Source organism: Mycobacterium sp. (assembly GCF_008709575.1).
In the GTDB taxonomy this organism is placed as follows: domain Bacteria; phylum Actinomycetota; class Actinomycetes; order Mycobacteriales; family Mycobacteriaceae; genus Mycobacterium.
Genome location: NZ_VYIK01000030.1, coordinates 1 through 15,432 on the forward strand (window position 1 = coordinate 1; position 15,432 = coordinate 15,432).

General features: G+C 70.0%; 15 protein-coding genes and 1 pseudogene. 13 read left to right on the forward strand and 3 right to left on the reverse strand.

The annotated features are described in order from the left end of the window. Both F6Q13_RS08660 and F6Q13_RS08665 read left to right on the forward strand, forming a co-directional pair. Positions 1 to 504: pseudogene (locus F6Q13_RS08660) on the forward strand (hypothetical protein); the annotation flags it as partial. Beyond that, positions 501 to 692, forward strand: coding sequence for a hypothetical protein (locus F6Q13_RS08665; protein WP_293055151.1), 192 nt, complete (start codon positions 501 to 503; stop codon positions 690 to 692). The pseudogene F6Q13_RS08660 and the gene F6Q13_RS08665, both read left to right, overlap by 4 nt. On the opposite strand, the gene F6Q13_RS08670 is transcribed toward F6Q13_RS08665, so the two are convergent. Beyond that, positions 656 to 1,699, reverse strand: coding sequence for an LLM class F420-dependent oxidoreductase (locus F6Q13_RS08670; RefSeq protein ID WP_293055153.1), 1,044 nt, complete (start codon positions 1,697 to 1,699; stop codon positions 656 to 658). The genes F6Q13_RS08665 and F6Q13_RS08670 overlap by 37 nt on opposite strands. Positions 1,700 to 1,724: 25 nt before the next feature. Then, positions 1,725 to 2,567, reverse strand: coding sequence for a hypothetical protein (locus F6Q13_RS08675; RefSeq protein WP_293055155.1), 843 nt, complete (start codon positions 2,565 to 2,567; stop codon positions 1,725 to 1,727). Positions 2,568 to 2,659: 92 nt separating this feature from the next. On the opposite strand from F6Q13_RS08675, the gene glmS reads away from it, so the two are divergent. The 9 genes from glmS to tsaD all read left to right on the forward strand — a co-directional run bounded on the left by glmS (position 2,660) and on the right by tsaD (position 12,352). After that, the gene (gene glmS, locus F6Q13_RS08680; protein WP_293055157.1) at positions 2,660 to 4,528 is read left to right on the forward strand and encodes a glutamine--fructose-6-phosphate transaminase (isomerizing); all 1,869 of its coding nucleotides are present in this window, start codon (positions 2,660 to 2,662) and stop codon (positions 4,526 to 4,528) included. A 94-nt stretch (positions 4,529 to 4,622) separates the two neighbouring features. After that, positions 4,623 to 6,044, forward strand: a complete 1,422-nt coding sequence (locus F6Q13_RS08685; RefSeq protein ID WP_293055159.1) for an NAD(P)H-hydrate dehydratase — start codon at positions 4,623 to 4,625, stop codon at positions 6,042 to 6,044. 28 nt (positions 6,045 to 6,072) lie between these two features. After that, positions 6,073 to 7,455 carry a glutamate decarboxylase gene (locus tag F6Q13_RS08690; RefSeq protein ID WP_293055161.1) on the forward strand — a complete coding sequence of 461 codons (1,383 nt, stop codon included), beginning with the start codon at positions 6,073 to 6,075 and terminating at the stop codon, positions 7,453 to 7,455. Between the two features lie 59 nt (positions 7,456 to 7,514). After that, complete coding sequence (gene alr, locus F6Q13_RS08695) at positions 7,515 to 8,687, forward strand: alanine racemase (RefSeq protein WP_293055163.1); 1,173 nt, start codon at positions 7,515 to 7,517, stop codon at positions 8,685 to 8,687. Next, positions 8,684 to 9,793, forward strand: a complete 1,110-nt coding sequence (locus tag F6Q13_RS08700) for an alpha/beta hydrolase (RefSeq protein ID WP_293055165.1) — start codon at positions 8,684 to 8,686, stop codon at positions 9,791 to 9,793. Before alr ends, F6Q13_RS08700 begins: the two co-directional genes overlap by 4 nt. After that, positions 9,786 to 10,247, forward strand: coding sequence for a tRNA (adenosine(37)-N6)-threonylcarbamoyltransferase complex ATPase subunit type 1 TsaE (tsaE, locus tag F6Q13_RS08705; protein WP_293055167.1), 462 nt, complete (start codon positions 9,786 to 9,788; stop codon positions 10,245 to 10,247). The genes F6Q13_RS08700 and tsaE overlap by 8 nt, the downstream gene beginning before the upstream one ends. Positions 10,248 to 10,257: 10 nt before the next feature. Next, entirely contained in the window at positions 10,258 to 10,872 is a 615-nt protein-coding gene (gene tsaB / locus F6Q13_RS08710) for a tRNA (adenosine(37)-N6)-threonylcarbamoyltransferase complex dimerization subunit type 1 TsaB (protein WP_293055169.1), read from the forward strand. Further along, positions 10,869 to 11,330, forward strand: coding sequence for a ribosomal protein S18-alanine N-acetyltransferase (gene rimI, locus F6Q13_RS08715; RefSeq protein ID WP_293055171.1), 462 nt, complete (start codon positions 10,869 to 10,871; stop codon positions 11,328 to 11,330). Before tsaB ends, rimI begins: the two co-directional genes overlap by 4 nt. Continuing rightward, positions 11,327 to 12,352, forward strand: coding sequence for a tRNA (adenosine(37)-N6)-threonylcarbamoyltransferase complex transferase subunit TsaD (tsaD, locus tag F6Q13_RS08720; RefSeq protein WP_293055173.1), 1,026 nt, complete (start codon positions 11,327 to 11,329; stop codon positions 12,350 to 12,352). Before rimI ends, tsaD begins: the two co-directional genes overlap by 4 nt. 9 nt (positions 12,353 to 12,361) lie before the next feature. Here tsaD and F6Q13_RS08725 read toward each other — a convergent pair whose 3' ends face one another. Next, positions 12,362 to 13,015 carry a C39 family peptidase gene (locus F6Q13_RS08725; protein ID WP_293055175.1) on the reverse strand — a complete coding sequence of 218 codons (654 nt, stop codon included), beginning with the start codon at positions 13,013 to 13,015 and terminating at the stop codon, positions 12,362 to 12,364. A 334-nt stretch (positions 13,016 to 13,349) separates the two neighbouring features. On the opposite strand from F6Q13_RS08725, the gene groES reads away from it, so the two are divergent. Beyond that, the gene (gene groES / locus F6Q13_RS08730; RefSeq protein ID WP_293055177.1) at positions 13,350 to 13,652 is read left to right on the forward strand and encodes a co-chaperone GroES; all 303 of its coding nucleotides are present in this window, start codon (positions 13,350 to 13,352) and stop codon (positions 13,650 to 13,652) included. 79 nt (positions 13,653 to 13,731) lie between these two features. After that, a complete protein-coding gene (groL, locus tag F6Q13_RS08735) occupies positions 13,732 to 15,348 on the forward strand; it encodes a chaperonin GroEL (RefSeq protein ID WP_293055179.1) in 1,617 nt (538 codons plus the stop codon). Positions 15,349 to 15,432: the final 84 nt, after the last annotated feature.

Below are 15,432 nucleotides of genomic sequence, written 5' to 3' on the forward strand. Positions count from 1 at the left end.
CCGGTCGCGCCGCCGGCCGGTGATGCCACGGGCCTGCCGGGCGGCCCGGGCGACCTCGGCGGCGCCGGCGGGCCGGTCGGACTGGGCGGTCTGGCTGGGGCTGTCGGCGGTGTGGTGGGCCGGATCGTCGACGGCATCGGCGATCTGCTGGGATCGCTGGCCGACGGTCTTGCCGATCCCGCGCCCGAGGGTCCGGCGTCTGAGGATCGGCTCGAGGGCGAAGAGCAGGCCGACGATCCCGACGATCCCGCCGAGGATCAGCCCGATGAGCAGGCCGCCGATCCGGCCGCCACCGACGACACCGACGACACCGACGACACCGACGACGAAGAGGCGAAGACAACAGGTCAAAGTCCCTCCTCCACCGCCGATGTGGTCGAGGACTCGACCGCCCCGCAGGATTCCGCGACACCGGCGGGGCCGCCCGCGGCGCCCGAGCCTCCGCCGGCTGACGAAACCCCATGCGAGATCGCTGCCGACGAGTTGCCGCAGGCGGGCCAATGAGCGACCTCACATCCCGGCTGGCCGAGGTGCTGGCCCGGCACAACGCCACCCTGGACGGCCTCGCGTCCGCACCGCCAACGACCGGCCGGCTCGCCGGCCGGGTGCTGCTGCCGGCCGATGAGCAACGCGGCCCCACCCCGCCGATGATCGGTCAGCCGGGCAGCAGCGCGCGAAGCTGCTCGACGTAACGCACGGCCTCGTCACGGTCGGTGCTGAGCGGCGTCGCCAACAGCGTCGTCACCCCGGCATCGGCGAACGCCGCCACCCGCTCGGCCACGAATCCGCGCGACCCGATCAGCGAGATCCGGCGCACCAGCTCGTCGGGCACGGCAGCGATCGCCTCGGTTTTCCGGCCGGCCAGGTAGAGCTCCTGAATCCGGTTCGCCACCTCGCCGAAGCCGTAGCGGGTGGCCAAATTGTGGTAGAAGTTGCGGTTCTTGGCGCCCATGCCGCCGATGTAGAGCGCCAATTGCGGTTTCACCCACGCCCGGCGGTCCTCGACGTCGTCGCCGATGGCCAGCGCCGCGCCCACCATGACGTCGAGCGGACCCAGAGCGGGATCCCGTTTGGCGCGGCCGGCCGCCAGCGCCTCGCCCCAGACCGACTGCGCCTTCTCCGGGTAGAAGAACACCGGTTGCCAGCCTTCGGCGATCTGGGCGGTCAGCTCGACATTTTTCGGCCCGAGCGCGGCGATCGATATCGGAATACGTTCACGCACTGGGTGATTGATGATCTGCAAAGCCTTGCCCAGCCCGGTTCCCCGGTCGGCCGGAAGCGGAATCTGGTAGTGCTTGCCGCAGTAGTTGACCCGCTGGCGCCGCCACACCTGCCGGCAGATCTCCACCACCTCGCGGGTGCGGCCCAGCGGGGCGTCGAACGCAACCCCGTGAAAACCCTCGATGACCTGTGGTCCCGACGTTCCCAGGCCTAGCCGGAATCGGCCGTCGGAGACGTAGTCCAGGCCGGCTGCGGTCATCGCCAGCAGCGACGGGGTGCGGGTGTAGATCGGCAACACTCCCGAGGCCAGCTCCACCGTCGAGGTCTTGGCAGCCAAATAGCCCAGTTGGCTGACCGCGTCGAAGGAATAGGCCTCGGCCACCACCGCGATGTCGATACCGACCTTCTCCAGTTCGACGACGCGGGCCGCGGCCTGGCGGAAACCGCCCGAGTAGTCCAGCATCACGCCGATCCGCATCGTGCCGTTATAGCACCGGCGGCTCTCAGCCTTTCAGCAGCGCGACAATCTTTTCCTGCGCGGACACCGGCGGCAGGTCATGCTTGCCGACCTGGGTGCCGGCCAGCGCCGCATCCGGATCGGCGAACGCCCGATAGGTCTTGTCACGTCCGAGAGTGCCGAGCAGGTACCCGGTCAGCAGCGCGCGAATCATCTTCTGGGTCTTGCGGTGCGGACCGGGCAACCCCAGTACGTTCGGCAACCGGCGCCCTTCGGCCAATCCGTCGGGCCGGGCTTTGCGGACCACCCGCAACGTCGCCGTACGCCAGGCCCGGGATAGCTCGATAGCGTTGGAACGCAGCATCTTCGCCTCACCGGGGGCACTGAACACCACGCCGGGCACCGACAACGTCGCGGCCGGCTGCTCGGCCGGCGGTGCGGTGACCGACGGGAAGATCGCTGCCACCGCCTGGATTTTGTCCGGCATGCCGGCCGCCGCGAAAACCGCAGCCGAACCACCAAAGCCGTGGCCCGCCAGCCCGAGCTTGCCCGGATGCACGCTGATCCTGCCCGGCCCCAGCCGCACCCCGGCAGCGATGTCGAGCGCGCTGCCCATGTCGAAGGCCAGGTTGAGCACCGACGGCGCCAGACCGCGTTCGGTGTCGGGGGCGGCGGCCACGATGCCCCACGACGCCAGGTGTTCCAGCAGACCCGTGTAGCGGTCGGCGCCGGTGAGCCAGTCGTGGCCGAAGGCCACCGCGGGCAGGCTTAGCCCCGCGTCGGGCGTGTACACCACCCCGGGCAGGCCGGCGAACGCCAAGTCGCCCCGCAAAACGCGGTGCGGGCCGCGGCGGGTCAACGCCGCGACGAGTTGTCGAGTCCTGGCCACCCGTTGACGGTAGCGCACCGCGGTGGCGAGCGAGGCCGCTCGCCGACCAGCATGCGCCGCGCACGGCGAACCCTGCACTACCCTGAGGGGCTATGTGCGGAATCGTCGGCTACGTCGGCGGGCGGCGGGCCTGCGACGTCGTCGTCGAGGCGTTGCACCGGATGGAGTACCGCGGCTACGATTCGGCGGGCATCGCGCTGCTGGATGGCCACGGCACCCTGACCGTCTGCCGTCGTGCGGGCCGGTTGACCAATCTGGAGCAGGCGCTGCAGACGATCGATCCCGCCGCGCTGACCGGGGGTACGGGCCTGGGGCACACCCGGTGGGCGACCCACGGACGCCCCACGGACCGCAATGCGCACCCGCACCGTGATGCCGCGGGCAAGATCGCCGTCGTCCACAACGGCATCATCGAGAACTTCGCGGCGCTGCGCCGCGAGCTGGAAACCGCCGGCGTGGAATTTTCCAGCGACACCGACACCGAGGTCGCGGTGCACCTGGTGGCGCGGGCATACCGCCACGGCCCGACCGCCGGCGATTTTCCCGGCTCTGTGCTGGCCGTGCTGCGCCGCCTGGAAGGCCACTTCACCCTGGTCTTCGCCAACGCCGACGAGCCGGGCACGATCGTCGCCGCCCGCCGGTCCGCACCGCTGGTGCTCGGCATCGGCGACGGCGAGATGTTCGTCGGCTCCGACGTGGCCGCGTTCATCCCGCACACCCGTGACGCGGTCGAGCTGGGCCAGGACCAGGCCGTGGTGATCAGCGCCGACGGCTACCGGATCACCGACTTCGACGGCAACGACGACGCCGCGCGTGCCCGGCCCTTCCACGTCGACTGGGATCTGGCGGCCGCCGAGAAAGGCGGCTACGAGTACTTCATGCTCAAGGAGATCGCCGAACAGCCCGCCGCGGTGGCCGACACGCTGCTCGGGCATTTCGTGGACGGCCGCATCGTATTGGACGAGCAGCGCCTGTCCGACCAGGAACTGCGCGAGATCGACAAGGTGTTCGTGGTCGCCTGCGGCACGGCCTACCACTCGGGGCTGTTGGCCAAGTACGCCATCGAGCACTGGACCCGGCTGCCCGTGGAAGTCGAGCTCGCCAGCGAATTTCGGTACCGCGACCCGGTGCTGGACCGCAGCACGCTGGTGGTGGCGATCAGCCAGTCCGGGGAGACAGCCGACACCCTGGAGGCGGTCCGGCACGCCAAGGAGCAGAAGGCCAAGGTGCTGGCGATCTGCAACACCAACGGAAGCCAGATCCCGCGCGAGTGCGACGCGGTGCTCTACACCCGCGCCGGCCCGGAGATCGGGGTCGCGTCGACCAAGACATTCCTGGCGCAGATCGCCGCCACGTGCCTTCTCGGGCTGGCGCTGGCGCAGGCCCGCGGCACCAAATACCCCGACGAGGTGCAGCGCGAATACCGCGAGCTGGAATCCATGCCGGATCTGGTAGCGCGGGTGCTCGCCGGGATCGGGCCCGTCGCCGATCTGGCCCACCGGTTCGCCCGCTCGCAGGCGGTGCTGTTTCTGGGTCGCCACGTCGGTTATCCGGTCGCGTTAGAAGGGGCGCTGAAACTCAAAGAACTGGCCTACATGCACGCCGAGGGTTTCGCGGCCGGCGAGCTCAAACACGGCCCGATCGCCCTGATCGAAGAGGGTCTGCCGGTTATCGTCGTGATGCCCTCGCCCAAGAACGCCTCGACGCTGCACGCCAAGTTGCTGTCCAACATCCGCGAGATCCAGGCCCGCGGCGCGACCACCATCGTGATCGCCGAGGAAGGCGACGAAACGGTACGACCCTACGCCGATCATCTGATCGAAATCCCTTCGGTATCAACGCTTTTCCAGCCCCTGCTGTCGACAATTCCGCTGCAGGTGTTCGCGGCGTCGGTCGCGCAGGCCCGTGGTTATGACGTCGACAAGCCGCGGAACCTGGCCAAGTCGGTGACCGTGGAGTAGGCGGCGGGCATCCTGGCGGCGTTGATGACGCGGCGACACCTGCGGCACTACGGGGGCTGAACCGGGTCCGGCGCGGCGTGGAATGCTGGACGCGATGCGGCACTACTACTCCGTCGATGCGATCCGCGCGGCCGAAGCCCCGCTCCTGGCCGCCCTGCCCGACGGCGCATTGATGCGGCGCGCGGCGTTCGGGCTGGCCGCCGCGATCGTCGCTGAACTGACCGCCCGCACCGGCGGGGTGTCGGGCCGGCGGGTCTGCGCGGTCGTCGGCTCCGGCGACAACGGCGGCGACGCGCTGTGGGCGGCGACGTTCCTGCGGCGCCGCGGCGCCGCCGCCGATGCGGTGCTGCTCAACCCGGAGCGCGCTCATCGCAAGGGCCTGGCGGCGTTCACCAAAGCCGGCGGGCGCATCGTGGACCATGTCCGGGAAACGACCGACCTGGTCATCGACGGCGTGGTCGGCATCTCCGGCTCCGGGCCGCTGCGGCCGGCCGCTGCCGACGTCTTCGCCGCGGTCGCGGCGGCCGCGATCCCGGTGGTGGCCGTCGATATCCCCAGCGGCATCGACGTGGCGACCGGGGCGATCACCGGTCCGGCCGTGCGCGCCGCGCTGACGGTCACCTTCGGCGGGCTCAAACCCGTGCACGCACTGGCCGACTGCGGCCGCGTGCAGTTGGTCGACATCGGCCTGGAGCTGCCCGACACCGACATCCACGGTTTCGAGGCCGCCGACGTGGCGGCGCGCTGGCCCGTCCCCGGGCCCCGCGACGACAAATACACCCAGGGAGTCACCGGCGTCGCGGCGGGCTCGCCGGCCTATCCGGGTGCGGCGGTGTTGTGCGCGGGTGCGGCGGTGGCGGCCACGTCCGGTATGGTCCGCTACGCCGGCAGCGCCTGGCGCGAGGTGTTGTCGCGCTGGCCGGAGGTGGTCGCGGCGCCCACCCCCGCGGCGGCGGGTCGGGTCCAGTCCTGGGTGGTCGGGCCCGGCCTGGGCACCGGGGAGGACGGGGTGGCCGCGCTGTGGTTCGTTTTGGACACCGACCTGCCGGTGATCGTAGATGCCGACGCGTTGACCCTGCTGGCCGCCCACCCCGACCTGCTCGCCAATCGCCGCGCGCCGACCGTGCTGACACCGCACGCCGGTGAATTCGCCCGCCTGGCCGGCGCGCCGCCGGGTGACGACCGGGTCGGCGCCACCCGCAAGCTGGCCGATACCCTCGGTGCCACCGTGCTGCTCAAAGGCAATGTCACCGTCATCGCCGAACCCGGTGGGCCGGTGTATCTCAACCCGGCCGGCCAGTCCTGGGCGGCCACCGCCGGCTCCGGAGACGTGCTCTCCGGCGTGATCGGCGCCCTGCTGGCAGCAGGGTTGCCGGCTGGCGAGGCAGCGGCCGCGGCGGCGTTCGTGCACGCGCGCGCGGCGGCGTTGTCGGCCGGTGACCCCGGCCCGGGCGATGCCCCGACGTCGGCATCGCGCATCATCGGCCACCTCCGAACCGCCCTGGCCAGCCTGTAAACCCGATATCGAAGCGAAAGGATCCGCTGTGACGCGCTACCCGTCCGCCCCGGCCCACTCGATCGGACCCGCCTACACCGGGCGGCTGTTCACCGCGCCCATCCCCGCGCTGCGGCTGCCCGACGATGCGATGGATCCCGAGGCCGCCTACCGCTTCGTCCACGACGAGCTGATGCTCGACGGCAGTTCGCGGCTGAACCTGGCGACGTTCGTGACGACGTGGATGGATCCCGAGGCCGAGAAGTTGATGGCCGAGGCGTTCGACAAGAACATGATCGACAAGGACGAGTATCCGGCCACCGCGGCCATCGAGCAGCGCTGCGTTTGCATTGTGGCCGATCTGTTCCACGCCGAAAATCTGCGCGACGACGACCCGACCAGCGCGGCCGGGGTATCGACCATCGGATCGTCGGAGGCGGTCATGCTGGGTGGGCTGGCGCTCAAGTGGCGCTGGCGTCAGCGGGTGGGACCCGGGTGGAAAAAACGCACCCCGAACCTGGTGATGGGCTCCAACGTGCAGGTGGTCTGGGAGAAGTTCTGCCGCTACTTCGACGTCGAACCCCGCTATCTGCCGATGGAGCGGGGCCGCTACGTCATCACACCCGAGCAGGTGGTCGACGCCGTCGACGAGGACACCATCGGGGTGGTCGCGATCCTGGGCACCACCTACACCGGTGAACTCGAGCCGGTCGAGCAGATCTGCGCGGCGCTGGACCGACTGGCCGCCGGCGGCGGGGTCGACGTCCCGGTGCACGTCGACGCCGCCAGCGGGGGATTCGTGGTGCCGTTCCTGCATCCGCGGCTGGCCTGGGATTTTCGGCAACCGCGGGTGGTGTCGATCAACGTCAGCGGCCACAAATACGGGCTGACCTACCCCGGGATCGGGTTCGTCGTGTGGCGCAGCGCCGAGCATCTGCCTGAAGAGCTGGTCTTTCGGGTCAACTACCTCGGCGGCGACATGCCGACGTTCACGCTGAATTTTTCCCGGCCCGGCAACCAGGTCATCGGTCAGTACTACAACTTTCTGCGGCTGGGGCGCGAAGGGTACACCCAGGTCATGCAGACGTTGTCGCAAACAGCGCGATGGCTGGGCGACTGGTTTGCCGACAGCGAACACTTCGAAGTGATCTCCGACGGATCGGCGATCCCGGTGGTGTGCTTCCGGCTGCGCGAGGACCGCGGCTACACCGAATTCGACGTCTCCCACGAACTTCGGACCTGCGGCTGGCAGGTGCCCGCCTACACGATGCCGGAGAACGCCACCGACGTCTCGGTGCTGCGTATCGTGGTCCGGGAAGGTTTCTCCGCCGACCTGGCCCGCGCACTGCACGAAGACACCCACGCCGCGGTGGTCAGCCTGGACAAACTCAAGCCCCGTGGGCACTTCACCCGGCGGCATTTCGCGCACTGACGCCGCCCCGGGTCGCGCCGGGCGCTGATCGATCGGCGCTGGGTGAGCGTTCTGAGACAATGTCGACGATGGCAGTGATATCTCCGACGTCGGCGACCCGGGGCCGGATCGCCGAGGCGGTGATCGACCTGGGGGCGATCACGCACAACATGCGCCTGCTGCGCGAACACGCCGGTTCCGCGGCGCTGATGGCCGTCGTCAAGGCCGACGGCTACGGGCACGGCGCCTCGCGCGTGGCCCGCGCCGCGCTGGCCGCCGGCGCCGCCGAGCTCGGGGTCGCCACTATCGAGGAAGCGCTCGCGCTGCGCGCCGACGGCATCACCGCCCCGGTGCTGGCCTGGCTGCACCGGCCCTGCACCGACTTCGCGCCGGCTCTGGCAGCAGACATCCAGGTCGGTGTGTCCTCGGTGGGCCAGCTTGACGAATTGCTCGACGCTGTGCACCGCACCGGTCGGACGGCGACGGTGACGGTCAAACTCGACACCGGGATGAACCGCAACGGGGTGCGTGCCGCCGAGTACCCCTCGATGCTGGCCGCCCTGCGCCGCGCCGTCGCCGACGAGACGATCCGGGTGCGTGGCATGATGTCGCACCTGGCCTGCGCCGACGAGCCCGAGCACCCGGCCAACGATCTGCAGGCCCAACGGTTTCTCGCCATGCTGACCCAGGCACGTGAGCACGGCGTGCACTACGAGGTGGCGCATCTGGCGAATTCACCGGCCGTACTGGTCCGCCCCGATCTCGCCTTCGACATGGTGCGGCCCGGGATCGCCCTCTACGGGCTCAACCCGTTCGCCGAGCGCCGCGATATCGGCTTGACTCCTGCGATGACGGTGAAATGCGTTGTCGTGCTTGTGCGTTCGGTTCAAGCCGGTGACGGTGTGTCCTACGGGCACACTTGGATCGCCGACCGCGATACCAATATCGCCCTGCTGCCGGTCGGGTACGCCGATGGGGTGTTCCGGGCGCTGTCGGGGCGTCTGGACGTGTTGATCAACGGTCGGCTGCGGCGCGGAGTCGGGCGGATCTGCATGGACCAGTTCGTTGTCGATCTGGGCCCGGGAGTACCCGACGTCGCCGAGGGTGACGAGGCGATCCTGTTCGGGCCGGGCACCAGCGGTGAGCCCACCGCCCAGGATTGGGCGGACCTGCTCGGCAGTATCCATTACGAGGTGGTGACCAGTCCCCGCGGGCGTATCGTCAGAACCTACCGCGAGGTCGACAATCGTTGACCGGTAACGGTGCGGCCCGCGCTCGCAGGAATCGATGGCTGGCCGGCGCCGCGGGGCTGAGCGCGGTCGGCACGATCGTCGCGATCTCGATCGTGCGCGGATTGACCCACCGCGTCAACGGCGAAGACCCCTATGCCGACGAGAATTTCCGGACGCTCGACGGCGACCGCGGCTTCGTGGTGACCACCCCCGACGGCGTGCCGTTGGCGGTGCGCGAGGTCGGGCCCGTCGACGCGCCGCTGACTGTTGTGTTTGCCCACGGATTCTGTCTTAGTATGGGCGCCTTCCACTTTCAGCGCACGCGGCTGCACGGGGAGTGGGGTTCGCGCGTCCGGATGGTCTTCTACGATCAACGCGGCCACGGCCGCTCCGGCGATGCCGCGCCGGACACCTACACCGTGACCCAGCTGGGCCGGGATTTGGAGACGGTCTTGCAGGTGGCCGCGCCGCGCGGTCCGGTCGTGCTGGTCGGACATTCGATGGGCGGCATGACGGTGCTGTCGCATGCCCGACAGTACCCGCACCACTACGGCCGTCGCGTCGTCGGGGCTGCACTGATTTCGTCAGCGGCCGAAGGGGTTTCGAAGTCGCCACTGGGAGAAGTGCTGGAGAATCCGGCGGTCGGCGCCGTCCGGCTGGCTGCCCGGTCCGCACCGCAACTCCTCCACCACGGCCGCAGCGCGGCGCGGTCCCTGATCGGCCCGATCCTGCGGGCGGCGTCCTACGGCGACTTCGAGGTCAGCCCGAGCGTGGTCGCGTTCTCCCAGCAGATGATGCACGACACCCCGATTCCGACCGTGACGGGATTTCTGCATGCCCTGCAGACCCACGACGAGACCGCGGCCCTGCCGACTTTGGCGAAAATCCCGACGCTGATCGTCTGTGGTGATCACGACCTGCTCACCCCCGACGAATACTCGCGGCGGATGGCCGCGGCGCTGCCGAACGCCGAGATGATCATCGTGGGCAGGGCTGGCCACCTGGTGTTGCTGGGCAAGCCGGAGCCGGTCAACGAAGGACTGCTGCGGCTGGTCAAGCGGGCAACCCCGGGCCGGCTGGCGACGCTGAGCCGAAAGTGGCGCGAGCGGAGCCGGCGCCGTGCCTGAGACAGCCGGCACGGCCACACTGGCCCGCGTCGAGGACACCCTCGCACTCGGGTCACGGCTGGGTGCGCAGCTGCGCGCCGGGGACGTGGTGGTGCTGTCCGGTCCGCTCGGGGCTGGAAAAACAGTGTTGGCCAAGGGAATCGCTGCGGCGATGGACGTCGAGGGACCGGTCACGTCGCCGACGTTCGTGCTGGCCCGGGTGCACCCGGCGCGGCGGGCCGGAGCGCCGGCGATGATCCACGTCGACGTCTACCGGCTACTGGATCACCACCGCGCGGACCTGCTGGGCGAGCTGGACTCGCTGGATCTGGACACCGATCTCGACGAGGCCGTCGTCGTGGTCGAGTGGGGCGCGGGCCTGGCCGAACGACTCTCCGCGCGCTGCCTCGACATCCGGCTGGAGCGGCTGACCAACTCCGATGTGCGCACCGCAACCTGGCAGTGGAGCCGGTGATGAGCCGGTGATGAGCCGTTGTGTGCTCACGATCGACACCGCCACCGCGGCCGTGACGGCGGGGGTGGTGGCCGACGGCGCGGTGCTGGCCGAGCGGGTCACCCTCGACGCGCGCGCCCACGCCGAGCGGCTCACCCCCAACGTGGTGGCCGCACTGGCCGACGCCGCACTGACGACGGCCGACCTGGACGCCGTGGTGGTGGGCTGCGGGCCCGGGCCGTTCACCGGCCTGCGGGTGGGAATGGCGAGCGCCGCCGCCTACGGGCATGCGCTGGACCTGCCGGTGTACGGCGTGTGCAGCCTCGACGCCATCGGCCGCCGAACTGAGGGCGAGACGTTGGTCGTCACCGACGCCCGGCGCCGGGAGGTCTATTGGGCGCGCTACCGCGACGGGATCCGGATCGCCGGCCCCGCCGTCGACGCCCCGGCCGATGTCGATCCCGGTGCGGCACGTGCGGTAGCGGGCTCACCCGCGCACGCCGCGCTGTTCGACCTGCCGCGGTGCGAGCCGACGTACCCCACCCCGAGCGGGCTGGTGGCCGCGGTCGCCGACTGGTCGCGGCCTCCCGCGCCGCTGGTGCCGTGGTACCTGCGTCGGCCCGATGCCAGGCCCCGCCCGCGATGACGCTCGAATTCGGTGCACTGGCCCCCGCCGACGCCGCCCGGTGCGCCGAGTTGGAGGCGCGGTTGTTCGCCGGCGACGATCCCTGGCCGCCGGAAGCCTTCGTTCGTGAACTCGCCGCCAAGCACCACCACTACGTGGCCGCGCGCGACGGCGGTACGGTGGTGGGCTACGCCGGCATCGCGCGGCTGGGCCGCACGCCGCCGTTCGAATACGAGGTGCACACCGTCGGGGTCGACCCGGCGTATCAGGGCCGGGGTATCGGGCGCCGGCTGCTGGGCGAGCTGTTGGGCTTCGCCGGCGACGCCGTCGTCTACCTGGAGGTTCGCACCGACAATGCGGCGGCGATCGCGCTGTACCGCAGCGCCGGCTTCACCACCGTCGGGCTGCGCCGGCGCTATTACCGGGTCAGCGGCGCCGACGCCTATATCATGCGCAGGGATCCGCGGAAGCAGACATGACGACCATCTTGGCGATCGAAACCTCCTGTGACGAAACCGGTGTCGGCATCGTCCGGCTCGACCTCGACGGCACCGTGACGGTGCTGGCCGACGAGGTGGCCTCCAGTGTGGCCGAACACGTGCGGTTCGGCGGGGTGGTGCCCGAGATCGCGTCGCGGGCACACCTGGAGGCGCTGGGCCCGACGATGCGCCGCGCGCTGGCGGCGGCGCGGGTACGCCGGCCCGACGTCGTCGCGGCCACCATCGGGCCGGGGCTGGTGGGCGCACTGATGGTGGGGGTGGCGGCCGCCAAAGCCTACGCCGCCGCCTGGGGGGTGCCCTTCTACGCGGTGAACCACCTCGGCGGGCACCTGGCCGCCGACGTCTGCGAGCACGGGCCGCTGCCGGAGTGCGTGGCGCTGCTGGTCTCGGGCGGGCACACCCACCTGCTGCACGTGCGGTCGCTCGCCGAGCCGATCGTCGAACTCGGCAGCACCGTCGACGACGCGGCCGGGGAGGCTTACGACAAGGTGGCCCGACTGCTGGGGTTGGGCTACCCGGGCGGCAAAGTGCTCGATGACTTGGCCCGCACCGGTGATCCGGAGGCGATCGTGTTCCCGCGGGGCATGACCGGTCCGCGCGACGATCCGCACGCGTTCAGCTTCTCCGGGCTCAAGACCGCGGTCGCGCGGTACCTGGAGGCACACCCCGACGCGGCGATCGCCGACGTCGCGGCCGGCTTCCAGGAAGCGGTCGCCGACGTGCTGAGCGGTAAGGCGGTGCGCGCCGCCACCGGCCTGGGTGTCGGCACCGTGTTGATTGCCGGCGGGGTGGCCGCGAATTCGCGGCTGCGTGAGCTCGCAGCGCAGCGCTGCGCGCAGGCCGGCCTGAGGTTGCGGATCCCCCGGCCGCAGCTGTGCACCGACAACGGCGCGATGATCGCCGCCTTCGCCGCGCAGCTGGTCGCCGCGAAAGCGCCGCCCTCGCCGCTGGACGTCTCCAGCGACCCGGGCCTGCCGGTGGTGACGGGCCAGCTGCGGTGAGGGCCGCGATCAGATGCTGTTGGTCTCCACGGTGACGATCAGCAGGTTGTCGCTGGTCGCCCAGGCTTGCTTGAAGGTGTCCATGGGGATCCGCTCGTCGCGGCCGGTGGGGATGCCGCTGTCGTTGAGGTGCACGACGTCGTCGGCGGTGTCGACCCCGGTGACGACGACGGCGTGGTTGGCCCGGGTCCGCTGGCCCTCCCCGGGGGGATAGTTCCAGATCGTTTCGGCGTTGACGCCGGCGATCACCTTGTGGCCTCCGGCCAGGTCTTGTTCCAGCCCGGCCATGGTGTTGCCGGTGGTCAGGTCGGACTGAATCCCGTACTTTCCCAGCAGGTCGACCAGGTCTTCGGGGGAAGTGCCGTCGAAAAAGTAGATGTCACCCTGGTGGGCTTCGCTTTTGGTGAACATCGCGCGCAGCACGATCCCGACTTGGGTGGGTTCCTGGCCGGTCAGCTGGCCGACCACGTCCGCGACGGCCATCAGACCGCAGTCGTTGCCGAACTGATAGCGCCAGTAAGGCGCGGCGGCCTCGGGGTCGCCGTACATGCGGCCGCCGGGGTCGGCGTGGCCGACGCCGGCGGTGAGGGCGGTGACGGCCAGCAGGGCGGCCAGGGCGGCCCTGGCGGCAATTCGGTGTGCGGTGCGGAGCCCGAGGAACATGACCCATTCTTAGCACTCGGTGACGACGGGAAGCTCTTGCTGCTGCGTCTGCCTGCAGTTTGTCGCCGACAGACCACGCGCCCATCCCGCTCGTGCGGCGTGCGGCCGCCGCTGCCGCGGCGCAAGCAACGGGACAACCTTGAGTGCTAGCACTCTCGTGTATAGAGTGCTAGGTGGCAATCGGACAATCCCTGCGTCGGCACCCGCGACGACGGCGTGTGGGTACGGACGAGAGCCGAACACCTGGTAATCCGACGGTTCGGGGCTGGCTCCGGGCCGGCTACCAAAACGGTCCGGGGACGGCCCCGGGCCCTACTAGTGGAGGGCTCACATCGTGGCGAGCGTGAAGATCAAGCCACTCGAGGACAAGATCCTCGTACAGGCCAACGAGGCCGAGACCACGACCGCATCCGGTCTGGTCATTCCCGACACCGCCAAAGAGAAGCCGCAGGAAGGCACCGTCGTCGCCGTCGGCCCCGGCCGCTGGGATGAGGACGGTGAGAAGCGGATTCCGTTGGACGTGGCCGAGGGTGACACCGTCATCTACAGCAAGTACGGCGGCACCGAGATCAAATACAACGGCGAGGAATACCTGATCCTGTCGGCGCGCGACGTGCTGGCAGTGGTCGCCAAGTAGCGCAGGCGTGTTCCGCCCCGGCGATCCCCGGTTCGCCGGGGACCGCCGGGGCGGATCGCTCAGCAGAGGGAACAACCTTATGAGCAAGCTGATTGAGTTCGACGAGGCCGCGCGGCGCGCCATCGAGGTCGGGGCGGACAAACTCGCCGACGCGGTGCGGGTCACGCTGGGCCCGCGGGGCCGGCATGTGGTGCTGGCCAAAGCCTTCGGTGGGCCCACGGTCACCAACGACGGGGTCACCGTGGCCCGCGAGATCGACTTGGAGGATCCGTTCGAAAATCTGGGCGCCCAGTTGGTGAAGTCGGTGGCAACCAAGACCAACGACGTCGCCGGCGACGGCACCACCACCGCGACTGTGCTGGCGCAGGCGCTGATCAGGGGCGGGTTGCGCAATGTCGCGGCAGGCGCCAACCCGATCGCGCTGGGCGCCGGCATCGGCAAGGCTGCCGACGCGGTGTCCGACGCGCTGCTGGCGGCGGCGACCCCGGTCACCGAGAAGACGGCGATCGCGCAGGTGGCGACCGTGTCGTCGCGCGACGAGCAGATCGGCGAGCTGGTCGGTGAGGCGATGACCAAGGTCGGCCATGACGGCGTGGTCAGCGTCGAAGAATCCTCGACGTTGTCCACCGAGCTGGAATTCACCGAAGGTGTCGGCTTCGACAAGGGTTTCTTGTCGGCGTATTTCGTCACCGACTTCGATTCGCAACAGGCTGTCCTGGAAGATCCGCTGATCCTGTTGCACCGGGACAAGATCAGCTCGCTGCCCGACTTGCTGCCGCTGCTGGAGAAGGTCGCCGAAACCGGCAAGCCGTTCCTGGTGATCGCCGAGGATGTCGAGGGCGAAGCGCTGGCGACACTGGTCGTCAACGCGATCCGCAAGACGCTCAAGGCGGTCGCGGTCAAGGCGCCGTACTTCGGGGACCGGCGCAAGGCTTTCCTGGAGGATCTGGCGGTGGTGACCGGCGGGCAGGTGGTCAACCCTGATGTCGGCCTGCTGTTGCGCGAGGTGGGCACCGAGGTGCTGGGCTCTGCGCGGCGGGTGGTGGTCACCAAGGACGACACCGTGATCGTCGACGGCCGCGGCACCGCCGAGGCCGTTGCTGCCCGCATCAAGCAGCTGCGTGCCGAGATCGAGGCCACCGACTCCGACTGGGATCGGGAGAAACTCGAAGAGCGACTGGCCAAGCTGGCCGGCGGCGTCGCGGTCATCAAGGTGGGTGCGGCCACCGAGACCGCGCTCAAGGAGCGCAAGGAAAGCGTCGAGGATGCGGTGGCCGCCGCGAAGGCCGCCGTCGAGGAGGGCATCGTGCCCGGCGGCGGGGTCGCGCTGCTGGCGGCTCGCACGGCGCTGACCGACCTGCGCGCATCGCTATCCGGCGACGAGGCGGTCGGCGTCGACGTGTTTTCCGCGGCACTGAGCGCGCCGTTGCACTGGATCGCGACCAACGCCGGTTTGGACGGCCAGGTGGTGGTCAACACGGTGTCCGGACTGCCCGCCGGGCATGGACTCAACGCGGCCACGTTGACCTACGAAGACTTGGCGGCTGCCGGGGTGATCGACCCGGTCAAGGTGACCAGGTCTGCGGTACTCAATGCGGCGTCGGTGGCCCGGATGGTGCTGACCACCGAGACCGCGGTGGTCGAAAAGCCCGCCGAACAGGACGAGCACGCCGGCCACGGGCATCACCACCACTGAGGTGGGTTTATCGGCTGTGCACTGAGGGCGACGACCGCCGGGGTGTCGTTGCCCGAAAGGCACCCTCGACGCCGTGGACGCGCG

Bases quoted from the DNA above. Each gene is read 5' to 3' on its own strand.
- F6Q13_RS08685 (WP_293055159.1), top strand. From the start codon at position 4,623: ATGCGGCACTACTACTCCGTCGATGCGATCCGCGCGGCCGAAGCCCCG.
- alr (WP_293055163.1), top strand. From the start codon at position 7,515: ATGTCGACGATGGCAGTGATATCTCCGACGTCGGCGACCCGGGGCCGG.
- F6Q13_RS08725 (WP_293055175.1), bottom strand. From the start codon at position 13,015: ATGTTCCTCGGGCTCCGCACCGCACACCGAATTGCCGCCAGGGCCGCC.
- tsaD (WP_293055173.1), top strand. From the start codon at position 11,327: ATGACGACCATCTTGGCGATCGAAACCTCCTGTGACGAAACCGGTGTC.
- tsaB (WP_293055169.1), top strand. From the start codon at position 10,258: ATGAGCCGTTGTGTGCTCACGATCGACACCGCCACCGCGGCCGTGACG.
- F6Q13_RS08665 (WP_293055151.1), top strand. From the start codon at position 501: ATGAGCGACCTCACATCCCGGCTGGCCGAGGTGCTGGCCCGGCACAAC.
- rimI (WP_293055171.1), top strand. From the start codon at position 10,869: ATGACGCTCGAATTCGGTGCACTGGCCCCCGCCGACGCCGCCCGGTGC.
- glmS (WP_293055157.1), top strand. From the start codon at position 2,660: ATGTGCGGAATCGTCGGCTACGTCGGCGGGCGGCGGGCCTGCGACGTC.
- F6Q13_RS08670 (WP_293055153.1), bottom strand. From the start codon at position 1,699: ATGCGGATCGGCGTGATGCTGGACTACTCGGGCGGTTTCCGCCAGGCC.
- groL (WP_293055179.1), top strand. From the start codon at position 13,732: ATGAGCAAGCTGATTGAGTTCGACGAGGCCGCGCGGCGCGCCATCGAG.